Raw genomic sequence first — 16,392 nt, forward strand, 5'->3', positions numbered from 1 at the left:
TAACCCAACAGATAAACTCGCCTCTCGCGATCCGAGAGGCGAGTTTTCTGTTGACGGCACCGGAAAGAAATACCGAGACCTCCCATATCAACGCCACCGTGCGCAAGGCGATCACGGGCGCGTCGATCGGCAACGCGGTCGAGTGGTTCGACTTCGCCATCTATGGATTCCTGGCCACGTACATAGCGGCCAACTTCTTCCCGTCCGGCAATGAAACAGCCGCGCTGCTCAACACTTTCGCCATCTTCGCCGCCGCGTTCTTCATGCGTCCCCTCGGCGGTTTCGTGTTCGGTCCGCTCGGTGACCGGCTGGGCCGTCAACGCGTGCTGGCCGTGGTGATCCTGCTGATGTCGGCCGCCACCCTTGGCATCGGTCTGCTTCCCACCTACGCCACCATCGGTGTGGCGGCGCCGCTGCTGCTGCTCCTGCTGCGATGCCTGCAGGGTTTCTCCGCCGGCGGCGAATATGGCGGCGGCGCAGTCTATCTCGCCGAGTACGCGACCACCCGCCGACGCGGGCTCACTGTCACGTTCATCGCGTGGTCGGGCGTGCTGGGCTTCCTGCTGGGTTCGATCACCGTCACCGTCTTGCAGGCCTATCTGCCGGCCGACGCGATGGCGAGCTACGGCTGGCGCATCCCGTTCTTGGTCGCCGCACCGCTCGGACTGGTCGGCCTCTACATCCGGCTGCGTCTCGATGACACCCCTGAATTCGCCAAACTCGACGAGGCCGATCGGGTGGCCGCCTCACCGCTACGCGAAGCCGTGGGCACGGCACGACGGGCGATCCTGCAAGTCATCGGCCTGTTCATCGTGTTCAACGTCGGCTACTACGTCGTCTTCACCTTCCTGCCGACGTATTTCATCAAGTCGCTGCACTTCAGCAAGACGCAGGCTTTCGTCTCGATCACCCTGGCGAGTCTGGTGGCCCTGATACTGATCCTGCCGCTGGCCGCGTTGTCGGACCGGGTCGGGCGCAAGCCCTTGCTGATCGCCGGGTCGCTCGGATTCGTGGTGTGCGCTTATCCGCTGTTCCTGCTGATGAATTCGGGATCGGTGGCGGCGGCGATCGCGGGTCACTGTCTGTTGGCTGCCATCGAATCGGTGTACGTGGCAACCGCGGTGACGGCCGGTGTCGAGCTGTTCGCCACCCGCGTGCGCTACAGCGGCTTCTCCATCGGTTACAACGTCGCGGTGGCGTTGTTCGGTGGTACCACGCCGTATGTGGTCACCTGGCTCACCGCGACCACCGGCAACAACCTGGCGCCTGCGTTGTATCTGGTTGCCGCGGGCATCATCTCGGCCGTGACCGTCCTGACCTTGCGCGAGAGCGCTGGACGCCAGTTATCGGGCGTGGACGACCCCTCCGGTCAGCAACGTGTCACGATGACACCGTGAGTACGACAAGAGGACGCCCGACCAAAGCCGACGTTGCCAGGCTGGCCAACGTCTCTACGGCCACGGTCAGTTATGTACTCAACAATGTTCCGGGGCAACGCATCTCGGAGCAGACCCAGGCGGCGGTGCGCAAGGCGGCAGCCGATCTCGGCTACCGTCCCAACCTGGCGGCCCGAAATCTCGCGGTCGGTGGCAGTGGCGTGGTGCTCTACATCGTCGGGCGGCTTTCGCTGGGCAACCTGCCGATCGAGGTGGGCAGCAGGCTCACCACGGCCCTGGCCCGGCACGGTATCGTGCTGTCGCTGCAGTTCGAAACCGAGGATGATCGCAATGTGGTCGACGCCATCGCCGACCTCAACCCGATGGCGGTCACCAGTACCTTCCCGCTGACGGGCAATGCGCTGAAGGCGGCGACTGCGGCCGGCATCCCGCAAATCCACCTCGGCAGCTCGCAATTGCATGCGATCGGTTCGCTGGACGCCAGTATCGGCGAGATGCGGGTGGACCATCTGGCTCAGCGCGGTCATACGCGACTGGCATTCGCCTACACCACCGAGGAGGAACTCCGTCCGCTCGGCGACTACTGGCTGGCGGGGTTGCGTGCTGCCGTGGCACTGCGTGGGATGCCCGAGATCACCGTGGCCAGTTTCGCGGCCGACGGGTCCAACGCCGCCGAGATCCTCGGGCGCTGGGCCGCCGACGGCGTGACGGCGGTGTGCGCGCAGAGCGACGAGACCGCCTTCGTGGTGCTCCACGGGCTGCGGCAGGCCGGATTGCGGTGCCCGCAGGACATGGCGGTGATGGGAGTCAACGCCATCGATCTGGGTGCGGTCAGCGCCCCGCCGCTGACATCGGTGGCCTTCGATGCGGAGGCGATCGTCGATATTGCGGTGGCCGCGATGATGTCGGAGCTGGGCTATCCCGCCGAGGCCGAACCCAGTGCCGCAGAGGTTGCCACCCTGATCGCACGCGAGTCCACCTGATCTGACGTTTCCTCATTCTCAGGTGCCAAACCGACGATCTACTTACGCGCATAACCATCGATGTGTAAACTCCGCTCTCGGACACAGAGAGGTGGATTTCCGTGACAGCGAGCGCGACCCAGAAGGTGTATTTCGACCCCTACGACGTCGAGATCAACACCAACCCGTATCCGACGTTCGCCCGGCTCCGCGAGGAATCGCCGCTGTACTACAACGAACAGCACGACTTCTATGCGTTGAGCCGCTTCGCCGACGTCAACAAGGGTCTCGTGGACCACGAGACCTTCAGCTCGGCCCGTGGCGCGATCATCGAACTGATCAAGGCCAACATCGACATTCCTTCCGGTGCACTGATTTTCGAGGATCCGCCGATCCACACCACCCACCGCAAGTTGCTGGCCCGGATGTTCACGCCACGAAAGATCAACGCTCTGGAGCCCAAGATCCGGGAATTCTGCGCACAGTCGCTGGACCCGCTCATGGGCACCGGCAAGATCGACTTCATCAAGGACTTCGGCGCGATCATGCCGATGCGGGTGATCAGCGCGCTGTTGGGCATCCCCGAGGACGATCAGGAGATGATCCGCGACCACGGCAACGATCAACTCCGCACCGAGGCAGGCAAGCCGATGAAGGCGGCCCAGGAGGGGCTGGTCGACGGTTCGATCTTCGAGACCTACATCGACTGGCGCAAGGACAATCCGTCCGACGACATCATGACCGACCTGCTCAACGTCGAGTTCACCGACGAGCACGGTGTGACTCGCAAGCTCACCCGCGAGGAACTGCTCATCTACATCAACGTGGTGGCGGGGGCGGGTAACGAGACGACTACGCGGCTGATCGGTTGGGCGGCAAAGGTGCTCGCCGAACATCCGGATCAGCGGCGGCAGCTGGTCGAGAACCCGGCGCTCGTCCCGCAGGCCATCGAGGAGCTCCTGCGCTTCGAGCCGCCCGCTCCGCACGTGGCCCGCTACGTCACCCGCGATGTCGAGTTCTACGGGCAGACCGTGCCCGAGGGCAGCGTCATGATGATGCTGATCGGTGCGGCTGTCCGCGACAGCCGCCAGTTCCCGCCTGACGGTGAGGTTTTCGACATCCATCGTGAGCAGCGCCAGCATTTGGCATTCAGTGTCGGGACTCACTATTGCCTGGGCTCGGCACTCGCGCGCCTGGAGGGCCGGATCGCGCTGGAAGAGATGCTCAAGCGGTTCCCGGAGTGGGATGTGGATCTTGACAACGCCGAACTGTCGCCGACTTCGACTGTGCGCGGTTGGGATTCGATGCCGGCGTTCATCCGATGAGCGACGCTTGCGGAGCGAACCGTAGCTGGACACGCGGGAGTCGAGCCGGCGTTCATCCGATGACCGTCGCACTCACCGTCCCCAAGGACTGGAACCAGGTCACGCCGGAATGGATGACGGCGGCGCTGGCCGGCCATCACCCGGATGCGGTGGTGGACTGCGTGACCGTCGACATGCGCGACGACGGCACCAATCGCCGGGCGCGCCTGTCGGTCACCTACAGGCCGGGCCCAGCCGGCCCATCCACGGTGTTCGCCAAGGCGGTCGACCCCGACCACAAGGAGATGATCAAGTACACCAGCGGGCTGCTGCACGAGCCCAGGTTGTTCAACTCGGAAATTGACCTGCCGCTGGAACATCCGACGGTCTACGCCGCGCCGATCGACGAGGGCGACGAAGATTTCGTCCTGATCATGGAGGACCTCACCGCCCGTGCCGCCGATCCACGTGATGCGACTCGGCCGTTGACCGTGGAGCAGGCGGCGCATGGCGTGCGTGGCCTGGCCAGGTTGCACAGCGCGTTCTGGGGTGAGCGTGTGCACCGTCCCGCCCTGGCCTGGCTGGAGCCGTTCGAGCCGTGGGACGGCATGCAATGGGCGCCGCTGCCCGCGGCGCTCGAGCGTCTCGGCGACGACGCGCCCCCGTCGGTGCAGGCACTGACCATCGACCATCTGGTGGAAGGCATTTGGAAGCCATTCATCGGCACGCTGACCGCGCCGGGTACCTCGCAGACGCTGCTGCACGGCGACCCGCACATCGGCAACACCTATGTGCTGCGCGACGGCGACGTCGGCTTCCTCGACTGGCAGGTGGCCCGCCGCGGCAACTTCTCCTTGGATCTCGGCTACTTCTTGCAGGGCGCGCTGACCACAGAGGATCGCCGGGTGTCCGAACGTCAGTTGCTCGAGGAATATCGCGACGAACTCGGACTCCCCGCCGATGAACTGCCGTCGCCCGACGAGATCTGGCTGCGCTACCGGGCCTCGGTCGCGCACGGGCTGACCACCTGGCTGGCGACCGCCAGTGCGGGAGAACTGTGGCAACGCCCGGACATCGCTCTGGCGCTCGCCCAGCGGTATTCGGCCGCCTACGAGGACCTGCAGACAGCTCAGGCGTTGGCTGATCTCATCAATTAGCCGGTATAACCAAAAAGGCTCCAGGCGGGACATCGACCCTCTAACCTGTCCGGCATGACAGGTGTGGTGGTGACGGGTGCAGCGTCGGGGATCGGCCGGGCCAGCGTGGAGGCGCTGATCGCGGACGGCCGGCGGGTTGCGTTGTGGGACATAGCGCCCGAGGTTCGCGACGTGGCCGCGGGCCTGGGCATGCCCTGCACGGTGATCGACGTGTGTGACACCCCTGCGTTGTCGGCGGCGGTCGAGGAGGCGGCGCAGGAACTGGACGGTATCGACGGACTGGTGCACGCTGCGGGCCGGGTACTTCCCGAACCCGTGGGCGCCTACACCGAGGAGTCCTGGGATGCGGTGCTCGACGTGAATCTGCGGGCGCAGGCGTTGTTGATGCAGTTGCTGTTGCCGCACCTGGAGAGGTCCGCGAAGGACGGGGGATCACCGGCGGTGGTCGGCATCTCCAGCATCGAGGGTTTGGCCGCCAATCCGTTCATCCCGGCCTACTGCGCCTCCAAAGCCGGGCTGCTCGGCATGACCCGCTCGATGGCTGCGCAGTTGGGGCCGTTGGGTATCCGGGTCAACGCGGTGTGCCCCGGTTTCATCCACACGCCGATGCTGCAGATCGCGTTGGATGTCGAGGAGATTCGCGCCGGCTTCGAACAGGCCGCGCCGCTGGGCAGGCTCGGGCAGCCCCACGAGATCGGGGCCGCCGTGGCGTTCCTGATGTCACCGAAGGCGTCGTTCATCACCGGCACGCAGCTCGTTGTGGACGGGGGAGTGACCAGCCGTCACGCCTGAATCGGGGGCCCAGGCAACTGTCTTGGTGTCAGTCGCTGGCCGGCAGCGGCTTGGCCTCCTTGAGGCTGAGCGCGGTGGTCCCGACCGACAAGGTGCCGGCGCCGGCCTTGGTGACCAGCACCTCTGCGCCTGCGTCGTCGACGTAGCGCTTGCCCATCAGGTTGCCATCGGAAAATGCCGCGTCGATCGTTGCGGCTGAGTCCTTCTGGGCATCGAGCGGGACCATGGGCACGCCACCGGCGCGCAGATCGTCGAGGCTGTCGGCGCTGCGCACGACGATGACCTGGGTGTCGCACACCTGGCTCTGCAGGCGGGTGCCGTTCTTGATCACAATGCTGACTCCTTCGAGATGGGTGCGAGTTCATCGACGAGCTGGCGGCGCAGGACCTTGCCGGTCGGGTTGGTGGGCAGTTCATCGCGGAACACCACCCGGTCGGGGGTACGCGATCCGCGTAGTTGCTTGCGCACATGATCGCGCAGCGCGTCCGGGTCGGGTGAGGCGCCCTCGACGGGCACCACGACGGCCACGATGATCTGGCCCCACTGCGGGTCCTCAGGACCGACGACCGCGACGTCGCGGACCTCGGGATGCTCGACGAGGACGTCCTCGATCTCGGCCGGCGCGATGTTCTCCCCGCCGCGGATGATGGTGTCGTCTGACCGTCCGCCGATGAACAGGTAGCCGCCCTCGTCGAGCATGGCGACATCCTTGGTGGGGAACCAGCCTTCGGCGTCGAGCACCGATCCGATGTCGGTGTAGCGGCCCGACACCTGCTCACCACGTACGAACAGTTCACCGGTCTCGCCGGCACCCAGCACAGTCCCGTCGTCGGCGCGAATCTGCACCTCGATGCCGGGCACCACCTGTCCCACCGAGCCGAGCCGCCGGGAAGCGGCGGGATCCTCGGCGGCCAGCGCCTCGCGGTGATCGTCCGGCCCGAGAACAGCGATGGTGGAACTGGTTTCGGTCAATCCGTAGGCGTTGACGAAGCCGACGTTCGGCAGCAGCTGCAACGCCTTGCGCACCAGGGGCAGCGCGACCTTCGAGCCCCCATAGGCGAGGTTGCGCAACGTGGGTAGCTCCAGGCCCGCCCTTTCCAGTGCCGTGACGATGCGGTCCAACATGGTCGGCACGACGGTGGCGGAGGTGACGCCTTCGGCGCGGACCAGCTCGACCCATTTGTCGGCGTCGAAGTGGCGCAGGTACACCATCTTCCGGCCGGCGTACAGGTTCGACATGGCCGCGCTGACCCCGGCGATGTGATACGGCGGGACGCAGATCAGCGCTGCGTCTTCTTCTGCGGCCGAGGCGAATTCGACCGTTCCGGTGATGTAGCTGGTGAGGTTGTTGTGGGTGAGCTCGACGGCCTTGGGGCGCGACGTGGTGCCCGAGGTGAACAGCACGACCGCCACTGCGTCAGGATCGGCGAACTCTGCCGCAGGCTCGGAGGCGCGGGCCGCGGCCAGGAACTCCTCGGCGGTGATGACCTGCTTGCCTGCCCCGGCGACCACATCGGCGTATTCGGTGTCGGCGACCACCAATGCCTCGGGCAGGCGGTCGATCAACTCTTGCAGGCCGTCCTTGCTGAGCCGGTAGTTCAGCGGGGTGAACGGCACCGCGGCGCGGGCCGAGGCGAACAGCAGCAGCGGCAGCAGCGCGCCACCGGTGCCGACGTACGCGACGTGGGCCGCCCCGGAGGCTGCGATGACGCCCGCGCCGCCGTCGGCCAGAGCGCTGAGTTCTTCGGTGGACAGGCGGAGATCGTCGGACACCACTGCGGTGCGGTCGGGGCCGCCCGAGACCGCCATCTCCAGCAGTAGCGAGATGCTCATAGGCCTTGCCCCGGTGCGTCGATGAAGATGTCGATGATCGGATTATCCCCGCCGCCGTAGTGGGAGAGATCAGTGACGCCGGAAGCGGTGAGCACCTCCGAGTCGATGAAGGTCTGCCCGTTCACCTCGGCGGCCGGGCGGGACAGGATCTCCACGGCCGCGTCCGCCATGATCTGGGGGTTGCGGGACTGTGCGGCCATCGTGTCGCCGTCGGCGAGGTTGGTCACCGCGGCGGTGGCGATGTAGGTCTCGGGCCACAGGCAGCTGAATCCGATTCCGGCGTCGGCATATTCGGCGGCCCAGCCCAGCGACAGCAGCGTCATGCCGTATTTGGACAGCGTGTAAGAGGGATGTGCGCCCAGCCAGTACGGGTTCATGTTCATCGGCGGGGCCAGTGTCAGTACCTGCGGGTTGGCCGACTTCCGCAGGTGCGGCAGCGCGGCCTTCGTCAGCAGGAAGGTGCCGCGGATATTGATGTCCATCATCAGGTCGAACTTCTTGGCCGACAGCGCCTCGGTGGGGTCGGTGGAGATGGCGCTGGCGTTGTTGATCACGATGTCGACGCCGCCGAAGCGCTCGACCGCCGCCTCCACTGCGCGGGCCACGTCCTCTTCCTTGCGCACATCACCGACGACCGCGACCCCCTTGCCGCCCGCTGCCTCGACCTCGGCGACCGCGGTGTGCACGGTGCCGGGGAGCTTGGGGTGGGGTTCTGCGGTCTTGGCCAGCAGCACCACGTTCGCCCCTCGGCGGGCGGCACCGAGCGCGATCGCCAGCCCGATACCGCGGCTGCCGCCGGATACGACCAGCGTGCGATCGGTGAATGAATCTTGCTGGCTGGACATGGTCCTCCTCGTCGAGCGCAGCAATCCGCTGTTGCGCCGTCGTCAACGGTACTGTCGACCGTACTCAAATGGTATTGGCATTCTCATTTTTAGCAAGTGGCGTAATCGTCGCGCGGGGCGCCTGGAGAATGGGCGTCGACCAGACCCGTTCCTCAACGCCGACGGATCGCCTCGGTGTGCAGGTAGGAGGCCTCCTTGCCAGTACAGGGGCCACATTTCCACGCGGCGGTATTGGCATTCTCATTTTTAGCAAGTACGTTATCCACTGATGAGCGAGCAAGATGTCTCTCCTGTAGAGACCCCATCTGGCATCCCGCTGGCGCCCGTCTACGGACCGGACGACCGCGCGGTCGAGCCGCCTGCCCCGGGGACCTACCCCTTCACGCGCGGCAACTTCGCGTCCGGCTACCGCGGTAAGACCTGGACCTTCCGGCAGTATTCGGGCTTCGGAACCGCCGAGGAATCCAACCGCCGCTACCGATACCTGCTCGATCAGGGTGGGACGGGACTGTCGGTGGCGCTGGACCTGCCAACGCAGTGCGGCTACGACTCCGACGATGAGGAGTACGGGGAGGAAGTCGGTCGTGTGGGTGTCGCGGTGGACACCCTTGCCGACGCCGAGATCCTGTTCGACAGCATCCCCCTGGACAAGATCAGCACCAGCTTCACCATCAACGGCACCGCGGCCATCCTGCTGGCCCTCTATGTCGCCGCCGCCGAGAAGAAGGGCGTGCCGCGCGAGAAGCTCACCGGCACCATCCAGAACGACATCCTCAAGGAGTACGCGTCGCGCGGCACCTGGATATGGCCGCCCGAGCCGTCCCTGCGGCTGATCGCCGACACCATCGAGTTCTGTGCGGCCGAGGTGCCGCGGTTCAACGCGATCTCGGTGGCCGGTGCGCACTTCCGCGACGCCGGCGCCAACGCGGTGCAGGAGATGTCGTTCACGCTGGCCGACGGTGTCACCTATTGCGACACCGTGGTCGAACGCGGGCGGATGACCATCGACAAATTCGCCCCGCAGATCTCCTTCTTCTTCTACACCCACGGTGACTTCTTCGAGGAGATCGCCAAATACCGTGCCGGCCGGCGGCGTTGGGCCACGATCGTGCGGGAACGCTACGGCGCCACCACCGACAAGGCCTCGATGTTCCGATTCGGCTGTGTGGCGGGCGGGGCGTCGTTGTATGCGCCGCAGGCGCAGAACAACCTGGTACGGGTGGCCTACGAATCGTTGGCGGCGGTGCTGGGCGGCGTGCAGTCGATGTTCACCGCCGCATGGGACGAGCCGTTTGCCCTGCCGAGTGAGGAATCGGCGACGCTGGCTCTGCGGACCCAGCAGATCCTGGCGTATGAGACCGGTGTAACCAAGGTGGCCGATCCGCTCGGTGGGTCCTACTTCGTCGAGGCCCTCACCGATGCCACCGAGGCCAAGATCATCGAGATCATGGATGACCTCGAAAAGCACGGCGGCATGGTGCGATGCATCGAGGACGGCTACCTGCAGGGCCTGATCGCCGACGAGGCGTTCAAGATCCACAACGAGATCGAGTCCGGCGAGCGGCCGGTGGTCGGGGTCAATCGGTTCGTCACCGACGAGCCGGCGCCTGACATCGACACCTACGAGCTCGATGCCGAGGGGCGCGATCTGCAGCTCAAGCGACTGTCGAAGGTGAAGGCCGACCGCGACGATGTCGCCGTCAAAGAGACCCTGGCTGCGTTGGCCAGGGGAGCCGAGGGCAGTGGACCGGGGGCAGACAACCTGATGCACCGGTTGATCGACTGCGCCAATGCGTATTGCACAGTGGGAGAAATGGTGTCGACCTTGAAGTCGGTGTGGGGCGAGTTCCAGCAGCCGGTGGTGTTCTAGCATGGCCACTCGAGTACTTGTCGCCAAGCCCGGTCTCGACGGACACGATCGCGGGGCAAAGATCGTCGCGCGTACATTGCGTGATGCCGGATTCGAGGTCATCTACACCGGCATCCGGCAGCGCATCGAGGACATCGTGTCTATAGCGCTTCAGGAAGACGTTGCGCTGGTAGGCCTTTCGATTCTCTCGGGCGCGCATGTCGCACTGACCACCCGCACCGTCGAGGCGCTGCGCGCAGCCGATGCCGGTGACATCGCCGTCGTCGTCGGCGGCACCATCCCGCAGTCCGACGTGCAGAAGCTGTTGGACGCCGGTGCGGCAGCGGTGTTCCCGACCGGTACGTCGCTCGAAACACTGGTGACCGACGTGCGTGCGCTGACGGAGAAGGTTTCGGAGTCATGAGACTGGGTGTGATGATCGGAGCCGAGCGCGGCGATATGGCGCGCAAGGTGTCCAAGCTGGTCTCCGACATCCAGTGGGCCGAATCGGCGGGCCTGGACAGTGCGTGGATGCCGCAGGTGCCCAACGATTTCGACTGCTTGACCATGGTGGCGCTGATGGCGGCCAACACCACGCGCATCGAACTCGGTACCGCTGTGGTGCCGTTGCAGGCGCAGCATCCGATCGCGCTGGCCCGCCAGGCGCTGTCCGTGCACGCGATGTCCGGTGGCCGGTTGGCACTGGGCGTCGGGCCGTCGCACCACTGGATCGTGCGTGACATGCTCGGCCTGCCCTACGAGAAGCCGGCCGCATACACGCGGGACTACCTGCAGGTGTTGAACACCGCGATCGCCGGTCCGGGACCTGTTGACGTGGAGAACGACTCCTTCACCGTGCACAACCCGACTGTGCTCAGTGCCGACACCCCGATGCCGGTGCTGGTGTCCGCACTCGGGCCGGTGATGCTCCAGATCGCCGGCGAGCACGCCGACGGCACCTCGCTGTGGATGGCCGACGAGAAGGCGATCGGCGAGCACATCGCACCCAAGATCAACAAGGCCGCGGCCGAAGCGGGCAAGCCCGCGCCGCGCATCGTCGCCGGAATCCCGGTCACGCTGTGCGCCAACTCCGAGATCGAGGCGGCCAAGGAGCGGGCCAACCGCATTCTGGCCGAAGCCGAGACGTCGCCGAACTACCAGCGCCTGCTGGATCGTGGGGAGGCCCGCAGCGTTGGGGATCTGTGTGCGGCGGGTGACGAGGAATCAATCCTGAAGCGGTTCAAGCAGTTCGCCGATGCCGGAGTCACGGATCTGTCGGTGCGGCTGCTGCCGATCGGGGACAATCGTGACGAGCTGATCGCGTCGAAGTATCGGACGCGTGAGGTGATCGCCGAGCTCGCCAAGCAGGTTCGATGAGCGGCTGGGCGACGAGCGGAGTGGCTGCGTGAACGCGCCGCTCGCCGGCATCCGCATCATCGAGGTCGGCGTCATGCTGGCCGGCCCGTACGCCACCATGATGTTGGCCGACCTGGGTGCCGAGGTGATCAAGGTCGAACCACCCGGCGGCGAGATCTCCCGTCAGGTCAGCGACAGCTATTTCGCCAGCCTCAACCGGGGCAAGCGCAGCATCTGCCTCGATCTCGCCTCAGAGGCAGGCCAGGCGAAACTCGGTGATCTGGTGGCGGATTCGCATGCGCTGCTGGTGAACATGAAGCCGTCGGTGATCCGCAGGCTGGGCCTGACGTATGAGAATCTGCGGCAGTTCAACGAGAAGATCGTCTGCGTCGCGATGACGGGATTCGGGCTCGACGGGGGAGACGACCCGGCGTTCGACTACGTCATCCAGGCCGCAACCGGGGTGGCCGCGATGACCGGTGATCCCGAAGGCCCACCCACGCTTCCCGGCTACTCCTCGGCGGACAACTCGACCGGGCTGACGGCCGCGCTGGGTCTGCTGGCGATGATCGTCTCGGGCGACGGCGGTCAGGTGGATGTCTCGCTGCGCGATGTCATGCTGTCGCAGTTGAACTACCGCGCATCGGCGTACCTCAACGACGGTGTGGAGCCGCGCCGCCACCCCTTCGGCGCGCATTCGTATTACGTACCGGCGCAACTGTTCCCGACTGCCGACGGCTATCTGGCGTTGTTCATCACCCACGACGGGTTCTGGAAGTCGTTCGCCGCTGAGGCGGGTGTCGCGGGGTTCGATTCAATGGCCGAGCGGGCCGGCCGGCGGGACGAAGTGCTCGACGTGGTGACTGCCGCGCTGGCGACCGACACCGCGGCAGGATGGGAATCCAGGCTCAAGCCGCTGGGGATCCCGGCGGCCGCCGTGCGTAGCCTGCCGCAGGCACTGGACGCGACGCCCGAGGTGCTTGTCACCGCAGGTGATTTCCGGTTGGTGGGTAGTCCGGTGCACGTCGCCGGGTATACGCCGGACTACCGGCCGCCCCCGGCATTCGACGAGTACGGGCAGTGCCTCGGATCGACCGCGGCCTCGCCGGTTTCCACACCGAGGTCGTGATCGCCCAAAATAGGCAGCCCTGCGGTAGAAACCGGCGGCACCCGTGACGGGCGGCTGCTCAATCCTCGTCGTAAGAGACCGTCACCGAATCGCAGTCCGGGACGGCCTGGCAGGTCAGCACGTAGCCCTCGGCCACCTCGTCGTCGTCGAGGGCGTCGTTGACCCGCATCGTGGCGGTTCCCTCGAGCAGTTTGGCCATGCAGGTGCCGCAGTTGCCGGCCTCGCACGAGAACGGCGGTGTCATTCCGGCGCGGCGCGCGCTCTCCAGCAGCGTCTCGCCCTGCCTGCGCGGCACGGACAACTGCTCGCGGTCGAACACGATCGTGACCTTGCCGTCCGCTCCGCTGCTGGCCGTCGGTTCTGCCGTCATCTCACTCCCCTGTGCACGCACGTTCTGATATGAAGAGAATACCATTCTCGCAAAGTGATAGTATCTTCTCGGCGTGTTGAGCGCGCAACAGAGGCCTGCTGAGAGGGGTTGGAATTTTGGCCGCGGCCACGACTGCTCCTCGTGTGGGCACCACCTCGGTGCTCGCGTTCGATGACCGCGAGTACAGCCTGTCCGAACTCGACGCGCTCACCAGCGGGATGGCCACCGAGCTGGAGCACCGGGGCGTACGCCCGGGCGATCGGGTGGCGATCATGTCGTCCAACCGCCCCGAGTTCGTGGTGGCACTGCGGGCGATCTGGGGACTGGGAGCTGCGGCGGTGCTGATCAGCCCGGCCTGGAAGGAACGCGAGGCTGCCCACGCCCTTGCCCTGACCGCACCCGCTCATGCGGTGGGCGATCACGACGTGCTGGCGTCACTGATGCCGATGCTGCATCTGGATGAGCCGATCATTCCGGGACTGCGGCAGTTCGACCGGCCCGACCCGGACAGCGACGCGCTGTTCGTCTTCAGCTCAGGGACCACCGGCCTGCCCAAGGCGGTCCGGCACACCCATGGCGGGTTCGCCGCGGCCATCGACCATTGGCGCACAGCACTGGGTTTCACCTCCGCCGATCGCATGCAGATCATGACGCCGCCGTCGCACATCCTGGGATTGCTCAACATCGCCATGGTGCTCGACACCGGTGCGTGGATGCGGTTGCACCGCCGTTTCGACATCGACACCATGTTGCGACACATCGAATCTGATCGAATCACGATCGAAATGGCCGTGGCACCAATGGCTTTGGCGCTGGCCGCGCATCCCGATCCGGGGCGTTACGATCTGTCGTCGCTGCGCTACGTGATGTGGTGCGCGACCCCGGTGACCCGCAGCGTCGCCGACACCGTCAGTCAGCGCGCCGGAATCCGGTGGTTGACAGCCTATGGCACCACCGAACTCCCGGTGATCGCCTGTAATCCGATGGACGCCACCCGCATCGACACTGTCGGCACCCCTGTGCGCGGAGTCGACGTCCGCATCGGCGAGGACGGCGAGATCGAGGTGAGGTCGGACTCGGTGATGGCCGGCTATCTGCCCGATGACGTGACCGCGGGCGCATTCCGCGACGGCTGGTACCGCACCGGCGACATCGGCTACCTCGACGACGACGGATACCTGCACATCACCGACCGATCCAAGGAGATGGTCAAGGTTCGCGGCTTTCAGGTCGCGCCGGCCGAGGTCGAGGCGGTGTTACACGGCCATCCGGCCGTCACCGACTGCGCGGTTTTCGGAGTACCCGATGCCGCCGACGGCGAGGCCATCGTGGCCGCCGTGACGACAAGTTCTGAGGTGTCGGCCATGGAACTGATCGCCCTCATCGGCGATCAGTTGGCTTCGTACAAGCGGCCCAGCCGCGTGGAGTTCGTAACCGAGATACCCCGGTTACCTTCCGGAAAGGTATTGCGACGAGTGCTGAAGGAGCGGCATGGACGTTCGTCTGACGTCTGAACAGCAGCAGCTGCGAGAGGCCGCAGCAAAACTGGCCGACGACCTCGGGCCCGATGCGGTCGGAGAGCTGTCGGATGAGGGCCGGCGCGCCCGGTTGGAAAGCACGGTCGCCGCAACCGAGTGGCGCACCCTGCGGTCCGACGGTGCCTCCGGCGTGGAAGTGGCGATTGTCGCCGAGGAGTTCGGACGCGGTCTGGTCGACGTGCCCTTCCTCGGTCCGGTGCTCGCCGACGATCTGGCCCGCCGGCTGGATCGGGAGGTGGTGATCGGGGGCGATGAGGCTGCGACCGCCGGTGTGGATCTGACCCGCAGCACGGTGGGTGTCATCGAGGCACCCGCCGAGCTCGGTGAGCTGTCGAGCGAGGACGCCTTGCGGTGGCACGCCCTGACGCTCGCCGCGACCAGCGCCGACCTGGTCGGTGCTGCGCGCGGTGCGCATGCGCTGGCGGTCGATTACGCGAAAGTTCGTGAGCAGTACGGCTCGACGATCGGGTCGTACCAGGCTGTCGCGCACTTGCTGGCCGAGGGGCTTGCCCTGATCGAGGGTTCGATCAGTGTGCTGCGGCACGCGGCATGGGCGGTCGACGAACTTCCTGCCGAGGAAGCGGTCCGGGCCGGGAAGATCGCCAAGGTCTACTGTGCCCGCGCCGCGCGCACGGTGTGCGAGACCGCGATCCAGGTGCACGGCGGTATCGGAAACACCTGGGAGTGCCTGGCGCATGTCTACCTGCGTCGGGTTCTGGTGGCCACCGAGTTGTGGCCCGTCAAGCTAGAGGACTTGGAGGTCACTGATCTTGGACTTTCGTGATTCACCCGAGGAAGCTGCTTTCCGGGACCGCCTGCGGTCCTGGTTGGCGGACAATGCCGCATCGTTCAAGGCGTCCGGCGACGATTACTGGGCCCGGATGGGGGAGTGGCATCAAGCACTCTATGCCGCAGGGTTTTTCGGTACCTCGTGGCCAGAGGAGTTCGGTGGCCAGGATCTGCCGCCCGTCTACGATGTGATCGTCGACGAGGAGCTGGCCAGGGCCGGAGCCCCGCCGCGGCCCAGCCTGGGCTACCTGGTGGTGGGGCTGGGGCACCACGGCAGCAAGGAACTGCAGCAGCGATTTCTGCCCGGCATGATCAATGGCACCGAGCGTTGGTGCCAGGGTTTTTCCGAGCCGGGCGCAGGTTCGGACCTGGCCTCGCTGACCACCACGGCGACCCGCGACGGCGACAACTACATCATCAACGGGCACAAGATCTGGACCAGCTATTCGGACGTGGCCGACTGGTGTCTGGTGCTGGCCCGCACCGACAAGGACGTGGCGCGCCATAAGGGCATCTCGGCGTTCATCGTGTCGATGCACCAGGACAGCATCGAGCAGCGGCCGTTGCAGATGATCAACGGTGTCACGACGGAGTTCGGCCAGGTGGCTTTCGATGGCGCGGTGGTGCCGGCCTCCCACATGGTCGGTGAACCCGGTGACGGTTGGCGCCTGGCCATGACGGTGGTCAGCCACGAGCGTGAACCGTCGACTCTCGGATACTCGGCGCGTTACGGAAAACTGGTGCGGGAGATGGCGTCTCGGGTGGACGGAAAGGTCCCCGAAGACCTCGCCTGGGCTGGTGTGCAGGCCGAGATGCTGCGCCTGCACGTGCGCCGGCGGCTGTCCGAACAGCTCGACGGACTCAAGCACGGTCCCGAGGGCTCGCTGGACAAGCTGCTCATGACCTGGGTCGAGCAGTCCGTGGGGCATGCCGCGCTCGCGGTGACCGGAACCAAGGATCCCGAACTGCTGAGCGCCTATCTCTACAGCCGCGCGCAGAGTGTCATGGGTGGCACGTCGCAGATCCAGAAGAACATCATCGCGTCACGAATCCTCGGACTGGGAGTTTAGC

General features: G+C 65.9%; 16 protein-coding genes. 12 read left to right on the plus strand and 4 right to left on the minus strand.

Going from position 1 to position 16,392, the window contains the following annotated elements; translation table 11 throughout:
- Positions 1 to 50: 50 nt before the first annotated feature.
- The 5 genes from H977_RS0122095 (at position 51) to H977_RS0122115 (ending at position 5,612) form a co-directional block, all read left to right on the plus strand.
- Positions 51 to 1,397: an MFS transporter gene (locus H977_RS0122095; RefSeq protein WP_502691194.1), complete on the plus strand. Its 1,347-nt coding sequence runs from the start codon at positions 51 to 53 to the stop codon at positions 1,395 to 1,397.
- Entirely contained in the window at positions 1,394 to 2,380 is a 987-nt protein-coding gene (locus H977_RS0122100) for a LacI family DNA-binding transcriptional regulator (protein ID WP_029109916.1), read from the plus strand. The genes H977_RS0122095 and H977_RS0122100 overlap by 4 nt, the downstream gene beginning before the upstream one ends.
- Positions 2,381 to 2,481: 101 nt before the next feature.
- A complete protein-coding gene (locus tag H977_RS0122105; RefSeq protein WP_029109917.1) occupies positions 2,482 to 3,684 on the plus strand; it encodes a cytochrome P450 in 1,203 nt (400 codons plus the stop codon).
- 59 nt (positions 3,685 to 3,743) lie between these two features.
- Positions 3,744 to 4,820, plus strand: coding sequence for a phosphotransferase (locus H977_RS0122110; RefSeq protein WP_029109918.1), 1,077 nt, complete (start codon positions 3,744 to 3,746; stop codon positions 4,818 to 4,820).
- Positions 4,821 to 4,874: 54 nt separating this feature from the next.
- Positions 4,875 to 5,612 carry an SDR family NAD(P)-dependent oxidoreductase gene (locus tag H977_RS0122115; RefSeq protein WP_029109919.1) on the plus strand — a complete coding sequence of 246 codons (738 nt, stop codon included), beginning with the start codon at positions 4,875 to 4,877 and terminating at the stop codon, positions 5,610 to 5,612.
- A 28-nt stretch (positions 5,613 to 5,640) separates the two neighbouring features.
- Here H977_RS0122115 and H977_RS0122120 read toward each other — a convergent pair whose 3' ends face one another.
- From H977_RS0122120 to H977_RS0122130, 3 genes are read right to left on the minus strand one after another with little or no spacing between them, the layout of a single operon-like run.
- A complete protein-coding gene (locus H977_RS0122120; protein WP_029109920.1) occupies positions 5,641 to 5,943 on the minus strand; it encodes a hypothetical protein in 303 nt (100 codons plus the stop codon).
- Positions 5,940 to 7,445: a class I adenylate-forming enzyme family protein gene (locus H977_RS0122125; RefSeq protein WP_029109921.1), complete on the minus strand. Its 1,506-nt coding sequence runs from the start codon at positions 7,443 to 7,445 to the stop codon at positions 5,940 to 5,942. The genes H977_RS0122120 and H977_RS0122125 overlap by 4 nt, the downstream gene beginning before the upstream one ends.
- Complete coding sequence (locus H977_RS0122130; RefSeq protein WP_029109922.1) at positions 7,442 to 8,290, minus strand: SDR family oxidoreductase; 849 nt, start codon at positions 8,288 to 8,290, stop codon at positions 7,442 to 7,444. The genes H977_RS0122125 and H977_RS0122130 overlap by 4 nt, the downstream gene beginning before the upstream one ends.
- 268 nt (positions 8,291 to 8,558) lie before the next feature.
- Here H977_RS0122130 and H977_RS0122135 point away from each other — a divergent pair, with 268 nt between their 5' ends.
- The 4 genes from H977_RS0122135 to H977_RS33660 are packed head-to-tail and all read left to right on the plus strand — an operon-like array spanning position 8,559 to position 12,624.
- On the plus strand, positions 8,559 to 10,160 hold the full coding sequence (locus H977_RS0122135; protein WP_029109923.1) for a methylmalonyl-CoA mutase family protein: 1,602 nt from the start codon (positions 8,559 to 8,561) through the stop codon (positions 10,158 to 10,160).
- 1 nt (position 10,161) lies between these two features.
- A complete protein-coding gene (locus H977_RS0122140; protein ID WP_029109924.1) occupies positions 10,162 to 10,563 on the plus strand; it encodes a cobalamin B12-binding domain-containing protein in 402 nt (133 codons plus the stop codon).
- Positions 10,560 to 11,516 (plus strand): LLM class F420-dependent oxidoreductase, encoded by a 957-nt coding sequence (locus tag H977_RS0122145; RefSeq protein ID WP_029109925.1) that lies wholly within the window; start codon positions 10,560 to 10,562, stop codon positions 11,514 to 11,516. Before H977_RS0122140 ends, H977_RS0122145 begins: the two co-directional genes overlap by 4 nt.
- A gap of 28 nt (positions 11,517 to 11,544) precedes the next feature.
- Complete coding sequence (locus tag H977_RS33660) at positions 11,545 to 12,624, plus strand: CaiB/BaiF CoA transferase family protein (RefSeq protein WP_155946769.1); 1,080 nt, start codon at positions 11,545 to 11,547, stop codon at positions 12,622 to 12,624.
- A gap of 58 nt (positions 12,625 to 12,682) precedes the next feature.
- On the opposite strand, the gene H977_RS0122155 is transcribed toward H977_RS33660, so the two are convergent.
- Positions 12,683 to 12,994: a 2Fe-2S iron-sulfur cluster-binding protein gene (locus tag H977_RS0122155; protein WP_029109926.1), complete on the minus strand. Its 312-nt coding sequence runs from the start codon at positions 12,992 to 12,994 to the stop codon at positions 12,683 to 12,685.
- Between the two features lie 143 nt (positions 12,995 to 13,137).
- Here H977_RS0122155 and H977_RS0122160 point away from each other — a divergent pair, with 143 nt between their 5' ends.
- Genes H977_RS0122160 through H977_RS0122170 form a run of 3 tightly spaced genes read left to right on the plus strand, consistent with a single transcriptional unit; the run spans position 13,138 to position 16,391 of the window.
- Positions 13,138 to 14,508 (plus strand): class I adenylate-forming enzyme family protein, encoded by a 1,371-nt coding sequence (locus H977_RS0122160; RefSeq protein WP_036476766.1) that lies wholly within the window; start codon positions 13,138 to 13,140, stop codon positions 14,506 to 14,508.
- A complete protein-coding gene (locus H977_RS0122165; RefSeq protein WP_029109928.1) occupies positions 14,486 to 15,316 on the plus strand; it encodes an acyl-CoA dehydrogenase family protein in 831 nt (276 codons plus the stop codon). Before H977_RS0122160 ends, H977_RS0122165 begins: the two co-directional genes overlap by 23 nt.
- On the plus strand, positions 15,303 to 16,391 hold the full coding sequence (locus H977_RS0122170; protein WP_029109929.1) for an acyl-CoA dehydrogenase family protein: 1,089 nt from the start codon (positions 15,303 to 15,305) through the stop codon (positions 16,389 to 16,391). Before H977_RS0122165 ends, H977_RS0122170 begins: the two co-directional genes overlap by 14 nt.
- Position 16,392: the final 1 nt, after the last annotated feature.

Origin of the sequence: Mycobacterium sp. URHD0025, assembly GCF_000426065.1 — a bacterium.
In the GTDB taxonomy this organism is placed as follows: domain Bacteria; phylum Actinomycetota; class Actinomycetes; order Mycobacteriales; family Mycobacteriaceae; genus Mycobacterium.

Excerpts from the sequence above, each read along its gene's own strand:
- H977_RS0122135 (WP_029109923.1), top strand. The coding sequence starts at position 8,559 with ATGAGCGAGCAAGATGTCTCTCCTGTAGAGACCCCATCTGGCATCCCG.
- H977_RS0122155 (WP_029109926.1), bottom strand. The coding sequence starts at position 12,994 with ATGACGGCAGAACCGACGGCCAGCAGCGGAGCGGACGGCAAGGTCACG.
- H977_RS0122110 (WP_029109918.1), top strand. The coding sequence starts at position 3,744 with ATGACCGTCGCACTCACCGTCCCCAAGGACTGGAACCAGGTCACGCCG.
- H977_RS0122130 (WP_029109922.1), bottom strand. The coding sequence starts at position 8,290 with ATGTCCAGCCAGCAAGATTCATTCACCGATCGCACGCTGGTCGTATCC.
- H977_RS0122125 (WP_029109921.1), bottom strand. The coding sequence starts at position 7,445 with ATGAGCATCTCGCTACTGCTGGAGATGGCGGTCTCGGGCGGCCCCGAC.
- H977_RS0122145 (WP_029109925.1), top strand. The coding sequence starts at position 10,560 with ATGAGACTGGGTGTGATGATCGGAGCCGAGCGCGGCGATATGGCGCGC.
- H977_RS0122165 (WP_029109928.1), top strand. The coding sequence starts at position 14,486 with ATGGACGTTCGTCTGACGTCTGAACAGCAGCAGCTGCGAGAGGCCGCA.
- H977_RS0122115 (WP_029109919.1), top strand. The coding sequence starts at position 4,875 with ATGACAGGTGTGGTGGTGACGGGTGCAGCGTCGGGGATCGGCCGGGCC.
- H977_RS0122140 (WP_029109924.1), top strand. The coding sequence starts at position 10,162 with ATGGCCACTCGAGTACTTGTCGCCAAGCCCGGTCTCGACGGACACGAT.